16 protein-coding genes and 1 pseudogene are annotated in these 22,094 nt (G+C 38.4%); 9 read left to right on the top strand and 8 right to left on the bottom strand.

Annotated elements, in window-relative coordinates:
* Nucleotides 1–11: 11 nt before the first annotated feature.
* From V7K41_RS19820 to V7K41_RS19810, 4 genes and pseudogenes are all read right to left on the bottom strand, one after another.
* Nucleotides 12–1,652, bottom strand: coding sequence for a tryptophan halogenase family protein (locus tag V7K41_RS19820; RefSeq protein WP_334850885.1), 1,641 nt, complete (start codon nucleotides 1,650–1,652; stop codon nucleotides 12–14).
* Between the two features lie 55 nt (nucleotides 1,653–1,707).
* Complete coding sequence (locus tag V7K41_RS19815) at nucleotides 1,708–2,421, bottom strand: hypothetical protein (RefSeq protein ID WP_334850884.1); 714 nt, start codon at nucleotides 2,419–2,421, stop codon at nucleotides 1,708–1,710.
* 438 nt (nucleotides 2,422–2,859) lie between these two features.
* A pseudogene (locus tag V7K41_RS32955) lies at nucleotides 2,860–3,040 on the bottom strand (hypothetical protein); the annotation flags it as partial.
* Between the two features lie 43 nt (nucleotides 3,041–3,083).
* The gene (locus tag V7K41_RS19810) at nucleotides 3,084–3,629 is read right to left on the bottom strand and encodes a hypothetical protein (RefSeq protein ID WP_334850882.1); all 546 of its coding nucleotides are present in this window, start codon (nucleotides 3,627–3,629) and stop codon (nucleotides 3,084–3,086) included.
* Nucleotides 3,630–3,816: 187 nt separating this feature from the next.
* Between V7K41_RS19810 and V7K41_RS19805 the strand changes: the two genes are divergently transcribed.
* The gene (locus V7K41_RS19805; protein ID WP_322672322.1) at nucleotides 3,817–4,020 is read left to right on the top strand and encodes a type II toxin-antitoxin system HicB family antitoxin; all 204 of its coding nucleotides are present in this window, start codon (nucleotides 3,817–3,819) and stop codon (nucleotides 4,018–4,020) included.
* Nucleotides 4,017–4,244, top strand: coding sequence for a type II toxin-antitoxin system HicA family toxin (locus V7K41_RS19800; RefSeq protein WP_334850879.1), 228 nt, complete (start codon nucleotides 4,017–4,019; stop codon nucleotides 4,242–4,244). The genes V7K41_RS19805 and V7K41_RS19800 overlap by 4 nt, the downstream gene beginning before the upstream one ends.
* A gap of 19 nt (nucleotides 4,245–4,263) precedes the next feature.
* On the opposite strand, the gene V7K41_RS19795 is transcribed toward V7K41_RS19800, so the two are convergent.
* Complete coding sequence (locus tag V7K41_RS19795) at nucleotides 4,264–9,933, bottom strand: alpha-2-macroglobulin family protein (protein ID WP_334850877.1); 5,670 nt, start codon at nucleotides 9,931–9,933, stop codon at nucleotides 4,264–4,266.
* 594 nt (nucleotides 9,934–10,527) lie between these two features.
* On the opposite strand from V7K41_RS19795, the gene pbpC reads away from it, so the two are divergent.
* Nucleotides 10,528–12,822, top strand: a complete 2,295-nt coding sequence (gene pbpC, locus V7K41_RS19790; protein WP_334850875.1) for a penicillin-binding protein 1C — start codon at nucleotides 10,528–10,530, stop codon at nucleotides 12,820–12,822.
* A 58-nt stretch (nucleotides 12,823–12,880) separates the two neighbouring features.
* On the opposite strand, the gene V7K41_RS19785 is transcribed toward pbpC, so the two are convergent.
* Nucleotides 12,881–14,485, bottom strand: a complete 1,605-nt coding sequence (locus V7K41_RS19785; protein WP_334850873.1) for a sensor histidine kinase — start codon at nucleotides 14,483–14,485, stop codon at nucleotides 12,881–12,883.
* 47 nt (nucleotides 14,486–14,532) lie between these two features.
* Nucleotides 14,533–15,036 (bottom strand): hypothetical protein, encoded by a 504-nt coding sequence (locus V7K41_RS19780; protein WP_334850871.1) that lies wholly within the window; start codon nucleotides 15,034–15,036, stop codon nucleotides 14,533–14,535.
* Nucleotides 15,037–15,451: 415 nt separating this feature from the next.
* Between V7K41_RS19780 and V7K41_RS19775 the strand changes: the two genes are divergently transcribed.
* The 6 genes from V7K41_RS19775 (at nucleotide 15,452) to V7K41_RS19750 (ending at nucleotide 20,408) form a co-directional block, all read left to right on the top strand.
* Complete coding sequence (locus tag V7K41_RS19775) at nucleotides 15,452–16,870, top strand: aldehyde dehydrogenase family protein (RefSeq protein ID WP_334850869.1); 1,419 nt, start codon at nucleotides 15,452–15,454, stop codon at nucleotides 16,868–16,870.
* A 379-nt stretch (nucleotides 16,871–17,249) separates the two neighbouring features.
* Complete coding sequence (locus V7K41_RS19770; RefSeq protein WP_334850867.1) at nucleotides 17,250–17,699, top strand: DUF3598 family protein; 450 nt, start codon at nucleotides 17,250–17,252, stop codon at nucleotides 17,697–17,699.
* Between the two features lie 151 nt (nucleotides 17,700–17,850).
* A complete protein-coding gene (gene hisS / locus V7K41_RS19765; protein WP_334850866.1) occupies nucleotides 17,851–19,239 on the top strand; it encodes a histidine--tRNA ligase in 1,389 nt (462 codons plus the stop codon).
* A 126-nt stretch (nucleotides 19,240–19,365) separates the two neighbouring features.
* The gene (locus V7K41_RS19760) at nucleotides 19,366–19,530 is read left to right on the top strand and encodes a hypothetical protein (protein WP_334850864.1); all 165 of its coding nucleotides are present in this window, start codon (nucleotides 19,366–19,368) and stop codon (nucleotides 19,528–19,530) included.
* A 3-nt stretch (nucleotides 19,531–19,533) separates the two neighbouring features.
* Complete coding sequence (locus V7K41_RS19755) at nucleotides 19,534–19,671, top strand: hypothetical protein (protein ID WP_334850862.1); 138 nt, start codon at nucleotides 19,534–19,536, stop codon at nucleotides 19,669–19,671.
* 161 nt (nucleotides 19,672–19,832) lie between these two features.
* Nucleotides 19,833–20,408: a TMEM175 family protein gene (locus V7K41_RS19750; RefSeq protein WP_334850860.1), complete on the top strand. Its 576-nt coding sequence runs from the start codon at nucleotides 19,833–19,835 to the stop codon at nucleotides 20,406–20,408.
* Nucleotides 20,409–20,420: 12 nt separating this feature from the next.
* Here the strand turns inward: V7K41_RS19750 and V7K41_RS19745 are convergent, their stop codons facing one another.
* Nucleotides 20,421–21,614, bottom strand: coding sequence for an MFS transporter (locus V7K41_RS19745; protein WP_334850857.1), 1,194 nt, complete (start codon nucleotides 21,612–21,614; stop codon nucleotides 20,421–20,423).
* Between the last annotated feature and the right edge of the window lie 480 nt (nucleotides 21,615–22,094).

The following is a 22,094-nucleotide window of genomic DNA, read 5'->3' as shown; positions in this document are numbered from 1 at the left end:
ATTCTCCTAAATTATGAAATTAGTGCAGGAATCTGATGTGAGCGATCGCTAACCAGACTCAGATACTCCGACTGTTCTTGTGACTTCATTACATGAGTCAAGTATTCATACTGAGATGGTAAAGTTGAAGTTAGGTAATTGGCTCTTTCCCTAATTTCCATAAATGCAGCCTCGGCATTGTGATTTCCGATATGTTCTAAAATGGGAAGACTGCTTTCAGGCATATAATTTAGCCCCAACAACATTACCGAATAAGAGTAAGACTCGAAGCCGTGGTATTTCGGGTTGATAGTCTTATTGCTTGGCAGTCTATTTTTCCATAACCTTAGTTTTTCCTGTAGTTCTTCTGGAACTTTGATATTGTTCTTAGTTGCTTTCCAGAACTCTGTGTCAGTGCGATCGCTAGCATAGTAATGAAGTGTCAAAAATTCTCGCACACCATCTATGCAGTCAGCGATAACTTTGTTATAGCTATGAATTAGCTCTTGATTGAAAGATTTGCTGGGAAAGTGGTTAACTAACTCTTCAATTCCATGTTGAATGAAGAAGATGCCAGTAGATTCTAGTGGTTCTACAAATCCACTGGAAAGGCCAATTGCTACACAGTTTTTCACCCATGAGTTTCTGTTACGTCCAATCCGCATCTTGATATGAGAGGCTTGACGATTATTAGCAGCGGTTCCCAAATGCTGGCGAAATTCCTGTTCTGCGTCCTCAGCAGAAATGAATGCACTCGAATAAACATACCCAGTACCATTTCTGCCATACAAAGGTATATTCCAGACCCAACCAGAGGAAAGTGCAGTTGAGGTAGTGTAAGGGTTGATGCCATCCTTTTTGATATCAGTTGGTATCTGCATTGCGATCGCGCGATCGCACAACAGTGAATCTGAATAAGAAATGAATGGCTCACCAAGGGCTTTGTTGATCAAAAGACCACGGAAACCAGTACAGTCAATAAAAAGGTCGCCACTGAGAATCCTATGCTCTTTGGTTGTAAGACTATCTATGCTCCCATCCTCAGTTAACTTAATATCCACTACATCATCAACAATTTGCTTCACTCCCCTTTCCATTGCATAATCTTTCATGAATCTTGCGAGTAGATTCGCATCAAAATGATATGCATAGGGGTACTGAATTTTTAACTTATCCAAGATATTTTTCTTGGCGATATGCTCTTGAGAAAATTCATTTTGAACTTTGCGATCGAAGACTTTACCATCTAAATATCTCGGCGATCGTTGACGATCGCACAGCCAGGGAATTAGAAAGCAGGCATAATCAAATGCTTCTTGGTCTTTCTTCATTTTCAGCCACCATTCAGAGATATCAAAGCCGTCAATTACCTCATATCTCTGGAAAGGATGGTAGAAGTGTTGCCCTTTTGCATTCCAGTTGACAAACTTAATTGCCATCTTATATGTGGCATTACACTTTGGCATCCATTCATATTCTTGTAACCCAAGAAAATCAAAGAATACTTTGATGGTACTAAAAGTTGCTTCTCCAACACCAATTTTTGTGATGTTAGATGATTCCACCAGAGTAATATTAATATTTTTATCTAGTGCTTTACTTAAATAAGCTGCCGTCATCCAACCGGCTGAACCACCACCACCAATTACAATATTTTGTACATCCTGTGACATAGTTAAAGTTCCTATTTTTGTATGGAAGTCAATTTCAAAAACCTTGCTTAATAACTTATGCAGTTTTCAATTGCTGCTCAATTTTGTGGGTTTCAGCATATACCAAAAGCTCATTTGTAAATTGTGTGAAAACTGTAAATAAGTTCTCAACTAATTCATAAGCTTCTTGTCGAGTTGCTTCTGATACTTGAATATCTTGTAAAAATTGCTCTATTCCAGATTGACTTGTCATGTGACCAGTTTCAACATTCAGATGGAAATCTGCAAAATATCGGCATGGCTTTTGGGTAATTGCTTTAATTTCTTTGCCAATCTCTGCCGCTGTTGAAAACATTATGTTACCTGTCGCTTCGGTAACTTCAATAACTATGATTTTCTGAATAGGAGTTGCTTGTGAAATATATCGATAGAGTTGATAATTTAAACAGCGAGCATTCTTAGTTTCTTCACTCCAAAGGAATTTTAGTGCATCACTAAATTTTAATGATTTGTCAAGTTCTAGGTTTTTCAAATCTTCCAAAAACCACAACCAATGATGGTCATCTTCATAAGTATGCTTGTTAATTAATGCCTGAATTGGATCGTTTGTTGGTTCTACTCGCAAAAAATACTTATTAAGTTCTCCAAAATTCATAATAAAATGAGCAGCACATGGTGCCCAAGCTAACCTTTGTATAGGGTTTATACTTTTATTTTGCATAAAACTAAACAAGGGTAATTGAGCATATTCTTGTTTTTTTTGTTCAATTAATGTTAAAATTTGTTGCATTTTTATTACGCCGATTTTCCATCTTTAAGATTAGAGCAAAAGTAACTTTCCTACTTTGTTGTAAAAATGTCTAATTTGTTATATTCCCATACAGTTTAGTTAAGGGTTTGTGGATAATTGGTCTTTTAAGACGCGGTAAATCATGTCTCTGCATCAGAGTTTTAGGCTTATCTGAACTGTATTGTGTTATATCGTATTGAGACTAACGCTAAATTGTAACCAGCTAATTTACCGTTGTTGTTTTTACTTGAACTTCAACATCTCTATGTAATAAACGCGGCTTTTACTTAAGTATCCTTGTTAAGAAATGGTCTTATATGAGCGTTTCCTTTGCCCAGAAAAACCAAATTAGTTAGTTAAACCTTAATATTTAAAAGCAGGCTCGTATATACTTGGAAAGATTTTTAGATTTGTTGTAGCTAAATATAGTATCAATAATTACTTTGGATACTTTAGTAGCAATGTTGACACAGCAGTACACCCAAATTCTTCTAGTACATATTGCAAATGTACTTGGGCACCAAACCAAGAAAATGCACTAGGAGTCATAGAACAGACTAAGTAATGGAGGGCTATAAACTTCTAGTTCTAGGTGGTCGGCGTAGGCGATAATGCGATCGCCTTTATAATAAAGGCAGATATATGATGATGCCTACCAGTATTTAGATACCTAGAGGTAATGACAACTGAATTCCAGCAGTGAGTCTTTTTTGCTTGGCTTCAGTTTTTAATCTTTTGTCTGCTTTGTAAACATTCTCTATAACTGATATAAGTTCAGCTTTATGCTTAGGCATATATAAATCCAACGCTTTACAAACAGCTTCCACGGGATGGACATCGTGATAACGAATTTGGTTAGCTGCTAATTTACTCATAGCTGAGTAATCCATTAAAGGACGTGTATCGTAATAGTCTCTGATAGCAGCATTTTGAGAAAGATTATTCTGTTTTTTAATTTCTCTAGACTTCAACCCTTGGAGACATTGATTTAATGCATCATTGGTATCAGCAAAAATTCTTCTAGAAGCACTATGTTTTTGCTGCCACTGTTGTACAGCAGACATAAGCTCTGGGTGATCTTCAATTTTCAGTATCTGTCTGACAGTCAATCGCTCTTTATGTGTAGCAAACTCATGTTCAAAATCATTAGGTATGGAAGAGCCAGAATTAGCCTTCCAACCAGTCTTCTGGTGAATAAAAACCCGCATTCCAAGATGTTGAATTAGCGTTAAAGCGGGATCAAAAACTTAGATTTAAGCTATGATAAGCTTTATAACTGAATATTTATATCTTGCAAGAATTCATAAGAAAAAAGCGATCGCTTTTCTTCTCTCAGTAACGGTAGTGCGATCGCCATAAATCATTAAAAATAAAAAGTAACTTTATTGTCAAGTTATGAAACTCAGAGTTGTATTAGAACCCAGTGACGAAGGCGGATACACCGTCCATGTTCCCTCACTTCCTGGCTGTATCAGTGAAGGAGAAACATTAGAAGAAGCATTAGAGAATATCCAAGAAGCAATAGAACTTTACCTTGAGCCATTGGAAGATGAATGGATTACTCAAGAAGGCGTAATAGTCAGGGAATTGGTACTGTGAGCAAAGTTCCCAATTTACCTTACACTCAGATTATCGCTGCTTTAGAACGGGATGGATGGATAGTTGTACGCCAGCGAGGTAGTCACATTAGATTGGAAAAAAGCATACCGGATGAAGTCTTAAAATTGACTGTTCCAGCTCACCGCCCAGTTAAGCGTTCCACCCTAGCTAAGATTTTAAAGCAGGCCCGTATAGACTTGGAAAGATTTTTAAATTTGTTGTAGCCAAAGATGGCATAAATAGTTACTTGCTATCCTCCAGTATTAATGTAGACTCAGCAGTACGCCCAAATTCTTCTGGCGCATATTGCAAGTGAACTTCTGCACCAGGCCAAGAAAAGGTACCAGGAGTAACAGAACGGACTAAGTAATGCAAACTATAAACTCCTGGTTCTAGGTGGTCGGCGTAGGCGATAATGCGATCGCGGTAGACATTCTTAAAACCAAGTTCCCAGCTATCGGCTTTTGCTTGTAATGCAGCTGTAGTAGTTTGAAAACTCGCATCCACAGCCTCAAAACCTGATGGTAACGGATCTTTAATCACCAGATGATCTACAGAACGATCGGCGATGATTTCTAAACCAATATCAAACACCTGTCCAGAGGCTAAAGTCAAGGGTTTATCAAAAGCGTAAAGACCTGTTTTTTGCAAAACTTTCTCTTTATTTACTTGACTAATTTCTCGTGTTATGCGTAGTCCGTTAAACCTGCCTGCTTGATTACCTTGCAAACGATAATTATAAGCAACTAGATAGTGCAAAGTGCCATTACCTGATTTTTGCAGCGTTAAATCATTACGACCACGAGGTAATTTATTCATCGGCAAATTTAGCTGTAAGCTAGGATTTTGGTAGCCATTAAACCTATTTTCTCCTAACTTATTACCAGCTAATTCCACTGTGGCAACAAAATTAAGTGGTGTGGGTTGCAGTTGACTATAATCTACCAAAGCTGTTAAAGCTTGGGCATTATTATAATTAGTTTGCCATGTACCATCACGTCGTAATCCCAGAAGACTTTGGAATAACTTATCTATAACTTCGGGTTTACTTTGTTTGGTAATAAATAAGCGTAAAGCTTGCGCTTGCGTCGTAGTAGATGAACTCATCCATTCCCAACTAGTTGGTAAACTTACAACTGCTGTGCGGCCAGTTTCATAAATATTCTGTTGTAGCTTGTTCACTAATTGTTGAGATTCATCTTGCCATTCTGGGAATTGAAATAAGTATCGCGCTAGTTTAATTTGAGTTGCTACATCAAAGTTATTGCGTTGCTCATAAATATCTGCAAGGAAAGTATTGCGTTTGTCTCCCAATTCTGCTAAGGAGATTAAAGCATTAAGTTGCAGTTGCCTTTTACAGAGTAGTTGTTTGCAAAAGTCGTATTCTCTGGGGTTTGCTAGAACTTTTTGTAAATAAGTTTTGAGACGAAATACCATTGCAGAATCGACTAAATTAGGAAATACCTGACTAGCTTTAGCCAAAGATTCCCCTGTATAGGAAGAAACCCAAGGGTCGGATTTTTCTTTTCCGGGAAAAGTAGCAAAACCACCATCGGCTATTTGGAGTTTTTGTAATTTTCCAATTGCTTGATTAGCTTGTTGGCTAGGATTAAATTCTGCAAAGTTCTGACCATATTTTTGGGTAATAGTTTGCAGATTTGCCGCAATTATTAACTGACTCGCCGCCGGTTCTGTAAACGGCAAATCATCATCTTCTAAAACTTGTTTTGCTGGTGCTTTAATTTCTGGTATCAAAGTACTCGCCAACTGAATATCTAAACCTCCCGCATCAGGGAAGGTATTTTTATCAACATTTAGGGGAATCTTCACCTGTTTTTCAGTGACACCAGATTCAACAACTTGTTCTGTAATTTCAATTGGCTTAATTTCCAACGGTACTTCAAAAGCATCTGCGGCTGTACCATTTAACTGAGTCGTAAAACGAACTTTCCCAACTCCCACACTATCCGCCACCATTGGAAAGCGATAAGCATGAGTTGCGGATTCAGCTTTGGTTTGCAAAGAAGTCGCTGTGGAGTTTTTATCAGCAAACTTCACAGTACCGCTAAGTTCGCCATTAATTGAGAGATTTCCTGTATTTCCGGTGTTGTTAGTTACGGATAAACCGGCGAGGATGCGATCGCCTGGACGGGCAAACTGTGGCAAAATGGCATTACTGAGCAGTGGTTTGGTGGTGATAAACGTTGCGTCTCCATTCCCGAAACGCAGATTTCCATCGGTAGCGACAGCCATCACTCGCCATGTAGTTAAGTCATCCGGGAGTTTAAAGGTTATCTGTGCATTCCCATTTGCATCGCTAAGGACAGAACCGTTGTAGTAAGCTAAGGCTTGAAAATCGGTGCGAGTGCGAGTATTGGCTGCACCAGTTGAGAAACCACCGCCATAGCCCCAACCTTTGGGTTTAGCTACATCTTGTGCTTGTAATATGACATCTGGGCGATTATCGCTAAAGCGGGTAGATATTGGCTGTTCTGCGTAAACTGTATCTACCAAATCTGGCGGACGATAACCAGAAAGTTGTAACACCGCCTCATTTACCACCATGACTGTAAACTGTCCTTTGGTGGGGTTTCCTTGATTGTCCTTTAATTCTAACTGTACTGTTTCCTCTGCACCAGGTTCTAGTGATGCTTGCACTGGTTTAACTTGCAGTTTTAAATACTTATCTTCTAAATTAACTTTAAAAGGTATAAAACCAATCTTCACCAAGTTATCTAAACTTCCCGCTTCCACTTGATTTATGGGTTTACCTTGCCTTACTAATACAGCTTCAATCGCTGCATTAGGCAGCATTTCTGGTGTAACTTGAAACTGAATTTGTGGTGCGCCTCCCTGAACTTTAACAATCTGCTGATAAAGAGGTTTATCTTTAATCACAGCAAAGTACAATTCTGCATCTGCATAGGGAGATTGAATTAAGGCAGTAGCAGTTTCACCAGGTTTGAACTCTTTTTTATCTAATTTAACTTCTAAAACATCTTCTTCTCTAGAACCCCAAAATACTGGATTTTCTCCAGTTGCCCAAATTTGTAAATCTGTAGCGCTTAATTCACCTTTAACATCGCTAAAATTAACTCTAATCCGATATGAAGCAGATTCCGGCGCTGTCAAATTTACCGATTGTGGATTACTCGCAGATGTAATTTCTGCTTGTCCTACTGTTTTATATTCAACTTGATTTTTTGGTGTTCGGCTACCTTCCACCAACTGCGTGACGCTGCTGTATTTAATCTGTTGTAATTCCAGACGCACCCGTTGACCTGTGATTGGTTTTCCTGTAGGGTCAGTAACAATCACTTCAATGGGAAAAGGCTTACCAGCATCAGCGATGAAGTTACTTTTTAAGCCGATGAGGCGATTACTCGGTAAGGCTGTAAAAGTTTTAGAATTTGCTACAGACAGATTAGAAACATCTGCAACTTGCACATCCACTTGGTAAGTCATCGGATATGGTAAATCATTTGCCACATTCACAGTTTGACTACTTTTACCATTCGCATCTAGTTGGGCATTAGTTTGCAAAACATCACTAGATATAGTAGGCGTTTCCTCTGGCCATAACCATTGCCTACCAAAAGTAAATCCCTCCCAACCTTTAGGAACGAAATCAGCCTGCTGACGAGTGATAAAATATTTTGCTTCTCCACCTTCCACAGGCGCACCAAACAAATAATTGCTTGTAGCATTAATATTCACTTTCTCGTCAATGTATGCAAATTCTTTATCTAAGTTGAGTTCGACTTTAAAATTGGGTGGCTTAAACTCAGCTACCCGAAATTCTCCAGAAATTTCTTGCCCATTTTTACCTTTCGCCTGGATTGTATAGTAGCCTAAGCGCTGAGTAGTTTTGATTGGTAGTTCCAGAGAAAAACTGCCAAATTCATTTGTGGTTTGCGTACCTAAGCTGGTTTTTTGCCCATCGGGATTTACCAAAGTTAATTGGTAAGCAGCATTTTTATCTTGCTGAATTGCACCATTTTGCAAAAAGTCCGCGAAACCAGTTAACCAAGCTTTTTCGCCTGGTTGATATAACTGTCTATCCGAGAAAATTACCCCACGTGATTCTGGCTTACTATTTTGCCAACCCGCATCAATGCCATATCCATAAACACCGCTATATTCTTCAGTTCTAGCGAATGCCCAATCTTGATTTTCACGGGCAATTACTAATAGTTGTGGTGATTTACTAGAGCTTTCATTACCAGAATAACATTGCTGTAATCCTTCACGAACAATTCTAAAAATTCCATTTTCATCAGTTTTACCTGTTGCACAAGGTACTGGTTCGGGACGAGATTTTGTTTGTAATTTTGATTGATAAATTTCGATAGCGCCATTTTTAACTGGCGAACCATCTGTAAGATGATTGACGCGAATTAACCCTGACTCAGGAAACCACTGAGTAAATACGCCCAAATTTGTCAATTCAACCATGCCATAAGTCGTAGGTTCGCGCCACAGTTCCTTACCATTCTCTTGATATTTATTAGTGCGGGCTTGGACTCCATAAGCTAACATCCCCGTAGCAGCATTGATTTTTTCCCGCAGAGGAACAGCAATATCAACTGATTGATTTTTCTTACCCGATACCTTAAAGCTTTGCCATTCAAGAGGTTGTGGTAATAAATCACTACTATTATTAAAATAAACTAAATCTGTCGGGTTAACTACTCGATAAGCTGCTTTATATTTAGATTCTGGCAGATTTCCTGTACTAATATTTAACTGTAAATCTTTCCCTGTGGGAAAAATATTCAAATCTGATGGTACCCAGATATCCCCAGCTAAATCTCCAGTATCATATTTAAGCGTGACGGGTTTACCCAAAGTCTGCCCAAACTTATCTTTGAGATTTCCGGCGATAGTAATTGTATAAGTTTTGGCGGGTTCTAGCGCGTAAGGATTGATACCAATAATTTTATCTTCATCATTAACTTGCAGAATTCTCGAAATTTCTTTTGGTGCTGGATTAATCGTAATATTTTCTTTAGCTGAATCTGCTAACAAGACATTATTAAATTCTAGCTGCGGACTACCTTTAATAAATCTTCCAAAAGTTCCCCCTGCATCTGGCTGTCCGTAAAAGTTAATTTTCTGAAATGCCAAGGGCGAATAAGTTGCTAACTTAGTGGCAAATTCTTTTTCTGTAGATAGATTGCCATAAGCAGGACGTATTCCTGGAGAAAATACCAAGCGATAACTGGTTGCTTTTTCCAGATTTTGCTGTGGGATGAGGTTATAAATCCAATTACTTGCTGAAGGGTCAAACTTTTCTAACGGGTCTTCTTCATTTTTTAATGGTTTTTCTTCTTTGTTTAACTCAACTTTAAAACCTATACCTTTATTTTTACCTGCGGGAATTAACTGTAAATGTTCTTGTACAGAAGCTAAATCCAATTCGACATTAGAAGTAAACTGTAACTTTTGTTGTAAATCAATTGGTTCAATATCAGCCTTATCGATGGGATTTACACCGGGTAAATTAGTTAAATTTATGGATTCGGTGTTGAAAGTCCAAGGTAAATCTTTGTCTAGGCGATGATTTTTTAAATCGGCTAAACCTGCTTTGAGAGTGACTTGAAATCGTGTCGCTATTGGCAAAGCCTTATCAGCTTGGAATCCCACCATACGCGGTGTTAAAAAGCGAAATTGACCGGGTAAAGGCGGCCAAAGAGCAAATTTTTGCAATAATTTTTGCTGTTCTGGACTATCAAGACTTTCAACTGGGATTAAAGCTTCTTTAAAACGGATGCGGATTTGATTGAGGGGTTTTGCATCTCCAATGGGACTAATTTGTTCAATCCAGTCTGGTAATTTAGGTGGTGTAAGTGGGGATACTGTTGGAAGTTGTTCTTTACTTGAATTGATACCAAAAAAATTACACCCTGCCATCCCTAATATAAATGTAAATATCAGAAGAAACTGTATTGTTCTTTTCCGGCTTGAAGAACGCCCAATTTTTTTTAACGAACTGCCAATAACCCTAAGAACGCGATAGGTTATTTTATACTGGAAACGCAGTAAAACTCTAATAATCATCTTTCTAGTAATTAAAAATAAAAAATTCACACACTATAGCAAATAAAAACTTGCATTACCTCATGCAGTCGGAAATGCTAACATTAATAAAGTACGCAAGATAAATAGTTAGTTTTACACAAGTTTTGGATGCAACGTATGTTTATTTACATAAATAACTAATCTAGTGTTATTGTTCCAAAAATGACTACAATTCTTAACTATTAGGACTTACGCAAAAACCCTCTCAAACTCTCATTTCTCTGTTACCTCTGCGTCCTCTGTGGTTCGTTTTCCGTTACCTGTGCGTAAGTCCTAACTATAAAGAAGTATTTAAATTTCGCAAACATTAATTTACATTTGCTAAATTAGGAAAAATTAATTATTAAGGATTTGAAATATTTACTGATGTAGATGTAATCGCTGCGTCAAGATTAAGGTAGGTTTTCTTGGACAGGGAATTCCCTGATGAAACTAATTTTACGATCGCTACTCAAACTTAAGCACACTAGTAAGGTTATCCTAGCTGTGCTGCTAATCTGTCTGGTGGTACGCTTACTCCCTTATTTTGCGCCCATTCATGCCGCAGATATTGCCCAAAATCAGTTGGCAATGCAATTTAGCGATCGCAATGGTTTACCATTAGGAACATTACTCACCCGCGATCAAGAGCATACATCAGTAGTACCGCTCAATCAGGTTTCGGCCCATTTTACCCATGCGATTTTAGCCGCCGAAGATGGCAGCTTTTACCATCATGGGGCGTTGGATGTGAAAGCTGTTATCCGCGCTAGCAAAGAAGCCATCCACGCCAAAAGAATTGTTTCCGGTGCTTCCACAATTACTATGCAGTTAGCGCGGATGTTAGATCCAGTGCCCCGCAGTTTCTCTGGTAAACTGAATGAAATTTGGCTATCTTGGCGGTTAGCAGCAGGGATGAACAAAGATGAAATTCTTTGTGCATATATCAATCGGTTGCCAATGGGAGGGAATATATATGGTGTGGAAGCCGCCGCGCGGACTTATTTTTCCATCCCAGCTAGTGAGTTGAATCTTGCTCAAGCTAGTTTATTGGCTGCTATTCCCAATAATCCCACATATTTTAATCCTTATGAGCATTGGGAACGGCTGAAGCAGCGACAAAAATACGTCCTTAATCGGATGATACAGGAAAAGTATATTAGTGGAGCGATCGCAACCCGAACACACACCGAAAAGGTTGTGTTTCAGTCTCGCCAAGGGGGAATTATCGCTGCACCACACTTTTTATTTTGGTTAGCCAATCAGTTTGATAAGACGCAAGCAGAACAAAATTCCCCTATTCTCACGACTATAAATCGCCCTTTGCAACAGTTTGTCGAAGCACAGGTACAGCAGGTAATTTCTTCCCTAGCCGCTAATAATGTCCATGATGCAGCCGCGTTGGTGATTGATAACCACACTGGTGAAGTTTTAGCTTATGTCGGTTCACCTGATTACTTTAATCAAGTCAAACTGGGACGCAATGATGGAGTGCAAGCACTACGTCAACCAGGTTCTACCCTTAAGCCTTTTGTCTATGAACTAGCTTTAGAAAAAGGTTTAATTCGTCCAAATACCATTTTGGCAGATGTACCCGCCCATTATGCAATTCCCGGCGCGAAACTTTACAGCCCTACAGATTACACCGAAAGGTTTCTTGGCCCTGTGCGGGTGCGAATCGCTTTAGCAAATTCTTTAAATGTACCCGCAGTGCGCGTATTAGAAAAAGTAGGTGTGGAAACTTTCTTAGAACGACTGCATCAACTGGGATTTGAACACCTCAATCAAACTCCAGAACATTATGGTTTGGGTTTGACTCTAGGTAGTGGCGAAGTCAGCCTCTGGGAATTAGCCCGTGCATACTTAACCATAGCACGACAAGGAAATGCTACCCCTTTAGTAAGCACATTTTCCAATTCCCCAATCCAAAATCCCAAATATACAATCCAAAATTCGACGACAATATGGCAATTAATCACCAACATACTCAGTGACAGCTATGCTCGTGCAACAGCATTTGGTGTAGACTCGGTGTTAAATTTACCCTTTCCTTCAGCTGTTAAAACTGGCACTTCTTCCAATTTTCGAGATACTTGGACTGTTGGCTTCACTACAGATTACACCGTCGCTACTTGGGTAGGCAATTTCACTGGCGAACCGATGCGACAGGTTTCAGGTGTGACAGGCGCAGCACCCTTATGGAATCGAATTATGTTACATCTGCACGAACATCAAGAACCAGCAGGTTTTCCATCTCCAGAAGGTTTAGTGCAATTACCTGTTTGTGCAGTTTCGGGGTTACGACCCACACCAGATTGTACCTCAGTCGTCCAGGAATATTTCTATCCTGAAGATAAAAGTAATTACGAACGTGAGAATCAATTCAATTTGCCACCAGAGTATGATGAATGGTTGGCAAAACAACAACAGTCAAATTTTACTTCTACCAATTTAAGAATTTTATCTCCGCATCATGGCGATTTATTTTTACTTTATCCAGGTGAAGAAACCAAGCAAAAACTTGAATTTAAGTTAGCGGGAAATAAATTTGCACCAGTGGAGTGGTGGTTAAATGGTGAAAAGTTAGATAAAAACTCAGCTAATTCTTTATTTTGGAATTTACGTCCTGGTAAGTGGACTTTGGAAGCGAGAAGTGGGGAAATGAGCGACAAAGTAAGTTTTCAGGTGGAGTTAGCTAATATTAAACCTACGCATCGAGGATTTTCTATTAGTAATAATTGAAATAGCTTAGATGTCCAGAGTTGTTTTTGTAACGATGGTTTTCTGTCAATAAGGATAGTTAGCGTGTCTGCTTGATAGGAATCTCAATCACAAACTCTGTACCCTTACCAGGTGAAGAAATACACTTAATTTTTCCTTGATGTTTTTCCACTATAATCTGGTGACTAATAGATAATCCTAAGCCAGTACCTTTACCTATAGGTTTAGTAGTAAAGAAAGGGTCAAATAATCTAGTTTGATCTTCTTCAGTTATTCCTAAACCATTATCTTTAATACTAATAATTATACACTCTTTATTTCTAACTTGAGTATGGATAATAATAGAACTAAGCTGTCTTTCAATATCTCCTTTTAAACATTCTACTTCCCTTTGATGTAAAGCATCAATAGCGTTACTGAGAATATTCATAAAGACCTGATTTAACCCTCCTGCATAACATTCAATAAGAGGCAAATTACCATAATATTTGATAATTGCAATTTCCTGTTGTTTATGATTTTCTTTGAAACGATACTGTAAAATTAATAGGGTGCTATTAATTCCTTCATGAATATCAACAAATTTCATTTCTGCTTCATCAAGACGGGAAAAGTTACGCAAAGTTAGCACAATTTCGCGAATACGTTCGGTACCAACTGCCATTGATGATAAAATTTTCGGCATATCATCAACAATAAACTCTAAATCTATCTCATTAATTAGAAGAGTTATTTCTGGGTTTTCATTATAACATTGTTGCTGATATACTTTAATTAAAGTTAGTAATTGCTGACTATATTCTCTAATATACATCAGATTACCATAAATAAAATTAACTGGATTATTGATTTCATGAGCAACACCAGCAACTAGCTGACCTAATGAAGACATTTTTTCAGTTTGAATAAGTTGTACTTGAGTGTGTTGCAATTCTTGCAATGTATTTTGTAGCTGAATATTTTTATGTTTTAATTTTGCCGTTCTCTCTGCAACTTGAATTTCCAATCGACAATTCGTTTCTTCTAAGGCGGCTTGAGCAATTTTTTTAGCTTTTAAGTATTGCTGTAATAAATGCAATACTAAAAGCCATGCCGGAATCAGCATTCCTAAACTTATAATAGACTCCGAAATAGCCCATAATATTCTTTGATAATATTCATCAACTTTTTGCTGCAATTCAAGTGATATATTATAATTTCTTTTCATTACTCCATCAGCATAAATTTGCTTCTGAGTTTCATATTCACGGCTGAAAAGTAGTTGTTGCGCTGTCTGTTTTTGATTTTTATTAACTAAATCAAAAGATTGATATTCCATTGTGACCAGGCGTTGATTAGCAGCATCAATTTTCTTAGCATCCTCATTTATATATGCTTTAGGAGCTAGTTTAATAGATTCTTGAATAGCAGTGTCAAGCTTAGGTTCAAATTGGCGATATCGTTCTTCCCAAATAGTGTTTCCTGTAGCAGCATTCATTCGGGCTGACATAGTTAGTACTTCATCATAATAAGTAATTTCATCGCTTAATATTTGGAGTTTAAATTCATTTTTAGTGATACTATTAAAATTATAATATGCTTGCAAATTGAGCCAAACTTGAGGAATAAATAAGAGCAGGGTAAGCAGTACTGTTACAGTTATTAGTTGAGAGGAAGCGAATTTCAGTTTATAAGGTAGATGCATTTTAATACTATTTTTTTTAGATGTATTTTAATTGGGCGTGGTCGCTATTAATACTTTTGTAAAACTTTATACCTATCAGTATTAATACCAAAAAAATCTCTCAAAAATCCTATAGTTTCATTTTGGTAAATTTCAAAATTAATTTCGTTTATTTGTTTAAATTTAATATTTCTGCCATAAATAAACCCTAACTTAAAACTCATGAAATCTAAATTTGAAAAATTATAAGGAGCTGGATAGATAAATTTAGCAAAAAATTGATAGATGAATAAATGTAGCTGATTAGTCTTTAAGTCATTACCCATTGTAAATCCTATTACAAAAGCTTCATCTTGAGAAGAAATCCCTCTATCTAAAAGTATGTGAATATAATCATGATGGAGCAGACTAATTTTTCCAGGTAATGCCACTATGCTGTTAGGGTTCTCTAGTAACCAAATGACAAAAGGCATTTTCGGCTCACCATGTAACTTAAATACTAATGTATGTGCTTTTTTTAAATTCATTTGAGCTATATCTAGTTGAAAAGCTTTATCTAAATCAAAAGCCATATTCTGTATATTTATAATCAAACAACTAATTTATTAATATTTGTTTTTCTTCTAATTTGTCTATATTTCTCAACAAAGTTATTTTTATTTTTATAATTAAGTATAGCAAAAATAATTTTACATAAAGTTTCAGTATTATCACTGAGTTACATACTAAGAGCAAAAGCATCTAAATGAAGAATCATCAACTTAGCATCGCAAGTTACCTGTTATGCAATCAACCAAATAAGCGATCGCCAATCACACTTTTACCCCGCTAATACTATGCTGGAAAGAAGTAGACCGCAAATACTTGCTGCAAACACAGCAAACCATCATTGAGTGCTTAACCAACCTGGGATGATTTGAATTTGGGAATGGGAATTGGAAATTGGGGATTAAGAAGTAATGACAAATGACAAATGACAAATGACAAATGACAAAACCAATAGAAGTCCGCAATCCCCGAACTGGCAAATTTGACTACGTAATTATCCCGCCGCCTCCAAGGCTACTGGTACAACAATGTAAGCGCACGCGCAGGGCACAAGTTCGCTGGCAGCAGTTGGGCTTAGAAGGTAGAATTGAAGCTTTACAGCAGTGGAAGGATGCGATATTATCTGGACGCGATCGCCTCACGGAAGCTTTGGTAAATGATACAGGAAGATTGTCAACTTCGGTATTAGAAATAGATTCTTTCCTCTCCAGTATCGATCGCTGGTGTCGGTTAGCACCGGAATTGCTGCAAGAATCTGCAAAAAATACAGCCATTCCCTTTATTGCCTTGCAACAAACATCCGTTCCTTATCCCCTAGTTGGGGTAATTAGCCCGTGGAATTTTCCCCTGTCACTGTCTACTGTTGATACCATTCCGGCATTGTTGGCAGGTTGTGCTGTCATTGTCAAACCCAGTGAAATCACTCCCCGCTTCGTAGCACCACTGATTACAGCACTCAACACCGTTCCCAAACTGCACGAGGTATTAACTTTTGTAGAAGGAGCAGGCGCAACCGGATCTGTTTTGATTGAAAATGTAGATTTGGTATGCTTTACAGGCAGTGTAGGGACAGGGAGAAAAGTTGCACAGGCGGCTGCAAAACAGTTTATTCCAGCTTTTTTGGAATTAGGAGGAAAAGATCCTGCGATCGTTTTAGAATCAGCCAACTTAGAATTAGCAACCTCAGCAATATTGTGGGCTTCCGTCGCCAACACCGGACAGTCATACTTGTCAATTGAGCGAATTTACGTTGCAGACTCCATATTTGAAAAGTTTTACCATCAACTAGTAGCCAAAGCACATCGCCTTGAGCTAGCCTATCCCACAGTCGAAAGTGGAGAAATTGGCCCGATCGTTGTTGAAAAACAGGCAGCCATTATTAGCGATCATCTCCTAGATGCAGTTGAAAAAGGAGCAGTAATTCACTGCGGCGGTGTAATAGAAGATTTTGGAGGGGGTTGGTGGTGTCGTCCGACAGTGCTTACCCAAGTTAATCATTCCATGAAAGTCATGACCGAAGCGACTTTTGGCCCGATTATGCCAGTCATGCCTTTTTCCACAGTAGGTGAAGCAGTCTTTTTAGCCAATGACTCAATCTATGGATTAAGCGCTGCTGTATTTGCCTCGGAAACAGAAGCTTTAGAAGTTGCTTACCAGATAGATGCAGGTGCTATCAGTATCAACGATGCTGGACTCACCGCCATTATGCATGAGGGAGAGAAAAACGCCTTCAAATTCTCCGGTTTGGGAGGATCGCGCATGGGTGCGGCGGCGCTGAAACGATTCATGCGAAAAAAAGCTATTTTGATTAAAACCAACTCAACTAGTGACCCTTGGTGGTTTGATAATGAAGCATAAATACTGTCAATAAACAAAGGGTAAGTTTTTAGAGGCAGTGTAATGCATCGACTGACAATGCCATTGTATCGACTCACAATGCGATTGCATCAACTGACAATGCCATTGTATCGACTCACAATGCGATTGTATCGACTTACAATGTTAATGCCGACATTAGGAGTTTTTGAAGGATCAGCACTGCTTACTGTTCATTCAAACTGTTATTTTTAGGACTTATGCACTCAGATCCCTCAACCCCCTTAAAAAAGGGGCTTTAGAACTTCCCCCCTTTTTAAGGGGGGTTAGGGGGGATCTAGGTTTCAGCCGTCAGTGCGTAAATCTTAATTTTTACCTTGTGTTTTGTGCCTTAGCTACAGTTGTTGAGACGTAAATTGCAATGGTTTCTAATATTCGAGAAGGAATGCCCGTACTTAGCCGTCATGAAGGAGATTGGGTAGGAACTTATACAGTAATTGATACAGTCGGAAAAATCCTCGACAAGTATGAGTCTCACTTAACTTGTCAATTTCCAGAAAATGGGCCTCATCCCTACTACCAAATCAATCGCTATAAATGGTCTGATGGTAAACAAGAGGAGTATGAATTTCCAGGAATCTATAAAGATAATAAACTTTGGTTTGACACCGATCGCATTCAAGGTAAAGCTTGGGAAGCCGATGATTCTATTGTGATTTTGTGGTTTACTTACAAGACAAACCCAGAAATGAGCTTATATGAAATGATCTACATTAGCCCTGACAATAACAATCGTGCCCGCACTTGGCATTGGTTTAAAAACAACCAAATCTTTCAACGCACCCTAATTCAAGAAGAACGGCTAAGATAGTAATTTTTGTTATCAGAGTTAATCACTCATTATTCTCCAGTCTCCGCAGGCGGACTACCCTGCGGGAAGCCGCAAAGCGTCTATGTTTGTGTAGCCACAACTTCCAGTCGTTAGGCTTTGATCTCAAACTTCAACTTAGTAAGGTACACGCATGGCCAAAGGTGACAAAATAAACTTTTCTACCCCTAGCGGGTTTCCAGAATTTCTTCCTAGCGAAAGGCGTCTAGAATTATATTTGTTAGATATCATCTGTAGAGTTTTTGAAAGCTATGGATTTACGCCCATCGAAACACCTGCTGTAGAACGTTTAGAAGTGCTGCAAGCTAAAGGAAATCAAGGCGACAATATCATTTATGGAATTGATCCCATCTTGCCACCAAATCGCCAAGCAGAGAGAGATAAATCGGGCGAAACTGGTTCGGAAGCAAGAGCTTTAAAGTTTGACCAAACAGTTCCTTTGGCGGCGTATATTGCCCGTCACCTGAATGAATTAACCTTTCCCTTTGCTCGTTATCAAACCGATGTAGTTTTTCGGGGAGAACGTGCGAAAGATGGGCGTTTTCGTCAGTTTCGTCAGTGCGATATTGATGTCGTTGCTCGTCGCGAACTCAGCTTGCTCTATGATGCTCAGATGCCTGCAATTATCACTGAGATATTTGAAGCAATTAATATTGGTGATTTTCTGATTCGCATCAATAACCGAAAAGTTCTTACTGGTTTCTTTAAATCATTGGGAATTGCCGAAAATCAAATAAAATCGTGTATTGGTATTGTTGATACACTAGAAAAGATTGGTGAAAGTAAAGTAAAGCAAAATTTAGAAAAAGAAGGAATTTCAGTCGAACAGGCACAAAAAATTATTGAATTTATCAAAATAGATGGTTCTGTTGATGAAGTCTTAGATAAACTAAAGCACCTCGCGCAAAATCTGCTAGAAACCGAGCAATTGAGTTTAGGAATTACCGAATTAGAAACGGTAATTACAGGAGTGCGTAATCTTGGAGTTTCTGATAATCGTTTTTGCATTGATTTATCTATTGCCCGTGGTCTTGATTACTATACTGGTACAGTTTACGAAACAACTTTATTAGGACATGAAGCTTTAGGTAGTATTTGTTCTGGTGGTAGATATGAAGAATTAGTCGGGGTATTTTTGGGTGAAAAAATGCCTGGTGTAGGCATTTCTATCGGCTTAACTCGTTTAATTAGTCGCTTGTTAAAAGCTGGGATTCTTAGTACCTTAGCTGCTACACCAGCCCAAGTGATGGTAGTGAATATGCAAGAAGATTTAATGCCCACTTATTTAAAAGTTTCTCAACATCTCCGTCAGGGAGGAATTAATGTTATAACTAACTTTGATAAGCGTCCCTTGGGTAAACAATTTCAATTAGCAGACAAACAAGGAATTCAATTCTGCGTAATTATTGGTTCTGAAGAAGCAGCAGCGCAAAAATCTTCACTTAAAGATTTGAAAACAGGCGAGCAAGTAGAAGTATTACTAGAAAATTTAGCTGAGGAAGTTAAAAAAAGGCTTACCTAAAAGTTGATTTATAAAGTAGCAAATGTCTATTGCAATCTGCCTCATGTACCCTAATTATTTGTAAGTAATTTATGAGTTTGTCGGATGTCCCTAATCTCTGGGTTCCTTTAGCACTTTTAAGTTTAATTGTTATCGCTGCTGTATTTTTCAGCCGCAGCAATTGATATTTACAACTGGAGCGTCTATCCATCACCCGATTTAGTGGTGGAGATAGACATAACTACCTACACCGATATCAATGACTACCTGCCTTATCAAATACTAGAAGTTTGGTTGTTCAAAAAGAACTAGCTTGTGATTTACAGATTGCAAGGCGATCGCTACACTATTGAAACCAGGAGCCGTTATTTCCCTAACATCGATATGTCAGAAGTAGTCATAGAGTCTCTAAAAATTGCCTACGAGCGTAATACTAGCGCTGCTATTCGGTAATTACGGCGGAAATTGGCGAGTGAGAATTAAATATTTTGTGTTGGCATAGCCTGCTGAGGGCATCGCGATCGCAGACAATCTTCATCAATGGCGACTACTTGGTACGATAAAGTACAGAGTGTCACAACTTACTTTCAAGTAAATAGAAAAGGAATGCGTACATGGGAAAAGGGAGATTAGAAGCATTCAGCGATGGGGTGATTGCCATCATCATCACAATTATGGTGCTAGAAATCAAAGTGCCGCATGGATTCGATTTAGCTGCGCTACGTCCACTAATCCCTGTATTTCTCAGCTATGTGTTGAGTTTTATTTATATCGGCATCTACTGGAACAATCATCATCACCTACTACAAGCAGTCCGACACGTTAATGGCCGTATCCTTTGGGCTAATCTGCATCTGCTGTTTTGGTTATCGCTAATCCCCTTCGTCACTGGCTGGATGGGCGAGAATCACTTTGCCGCCATGCCAGTTGTCCTTTATGGTACGGTGTTGTTGTTGAATGCGATCGCTTACTTCATCCTTACCCGCACCCTGATTTCTTACCACGGCAAGGATTCGACTCTAGCGATCGCAGTCACTGGAAACTTTAAGGAAAAGATATCGGTGGTGTTTTATGCTGTGGCAATTCCACTTGCCTTTGTGAACTCATGGTTTGCCTGTGCATTATACGCTTTAGTCGCAGTCATCTGGCTGATTCCTGACCGTCGGATTGAGAAGACTCTCACTTCCTAAACGAATTACGAATCACCTACAAGTGCAATACCTAAACACAAAAAATATGAAAACTGCAAAACCAGTTGCGGCATAAAATACACTACTAATTCCGCCAAAACCAAAGGCATAACCCATCAATAAGGGCCCTAATGTTTGTCCTAATCCATAGAATGTCCCATTTACCGATATAATCGTCGCCAAATATTCTCTTGGTGCTAAATCTGCTAAAAGTGTTTGGATGCTAGGAAAATTAATACCAAGTCCAATCCCAAAAATTGTACTCGGAATTAATAGTAACCAGATATTTGACACAAAGGGAACTATTAACATCGCTAAAGCATAAAAAACATAAGATGCACTAATTAAATTTGTGGCGGTAAATCTTCTCGCTAATCTACCTAACTGGGAAGCTGTGATGGTAATTGCTAGGGAAACACTAGAAAGTAGCAATCCAATAATGGTGGGCGGCGCTTTGAAGGTATCGTTAATTAGCTGTGGTAAATATGTGATATAAGCGCCATAAAGGAAAACAAAGTTAGCAGCACTGGCAACAAAAAGTCCAAATAGCTGACGATTTTTCAGAACTTTTACGGCATTGCTCAAATACTCTTTGAGGTTGCGATCGCCTTTTGGTTCGGGATTCTTAAGTGCAAACAATACCAACAACCCAAGAGGAATCGCTAATATGGGCAACATGAAGGGATAATACCAGCCCATTGTTGCTAATGCGCCACCGATTATTGGATAACTTGATGTACCGATGCTGCTAATACTGGCATTGTAACCCATTGCCGTAGTCCGTCTGTCTCCGGTGTATAAATCGCCGATTAAGGTGATACTCAGAGAAAGCAAAGAAGCAGCACCAATTCCTTGCAGCAAACGTAACCACAGTAATAAATTAAAATCACGGGCAAAGGCGCAAGCTGTACCAGCTATGCCAAATATAAATAGTGAAGGAACAATAATTCTCTTTCTGCCCCATCTATCGGCAAGAATACCAATAATTGGCCCTAAAATTAGAGATGGTAATGTAAATGCTGTAATCAGTAAACCCAAATTCTTAGGATTGATATTTAAGTCTTTAGCTAATTTCGGAAAAGCCGGAGTTACGCTAGAAACTCCGATAACAGTAATCAATACAACTGCACAAATAATCTGAAAATTTAACTCTAAATAAATAGGTTTTTGGTCTTGAAAATGGTTACGATCTTTTGGGGAATTCATGTTATTTACTATGTATATAAAGCAAGACAATTAAGTTAATAGCAATTCTGTATGAAGATGCACTTTATAAAATCCCCCTGCTGGCTCCTCTTAAAAAAGGGGGGTAAAATATATTGCAGCTTCACAAAGAAACAGTATAAGGCTCAAAGTCATGTAAATCTAAGTATTCTTTCCAAGAATGAAAATATAATAGTTTATAACTCAGTGAGGTATAGAACTTAGGTCTCAAAACCAAAGATACAGTCTGTTGGACTCTTGACTCTTGGAACTTCTAAGCAAAATAAGTCAGAAGCTCCAGAGTTATCTGTAAAATGTGGTGTATCTCTAAGAGTTCTCCTACAGTCCTACAAAATACAAAGTACTGAAATATTCAAAGCAATAGAGACAGCTATACCAGTAAAAGTAATCAAACAGGCAATGCAACATTTAGAAGGTTGTGGATAATTACCGCTCAAAATAGTCATAATATGAGCTAATCTT

Origin of the sequence: Nostoc sp. (assembly GCF_036917415.1) — a bacterium.
Lineage (GTDB): Bacteria > Cyanobacteriota > Cyanobacteriia > Cyanobacteriales > Nostocaceae > Nostoc.
The sequence above is the reverse complement of the archived record's forward strand: the minus strand, read 5'-3'. Positions and strand labels throughout refer to the sequence as shown.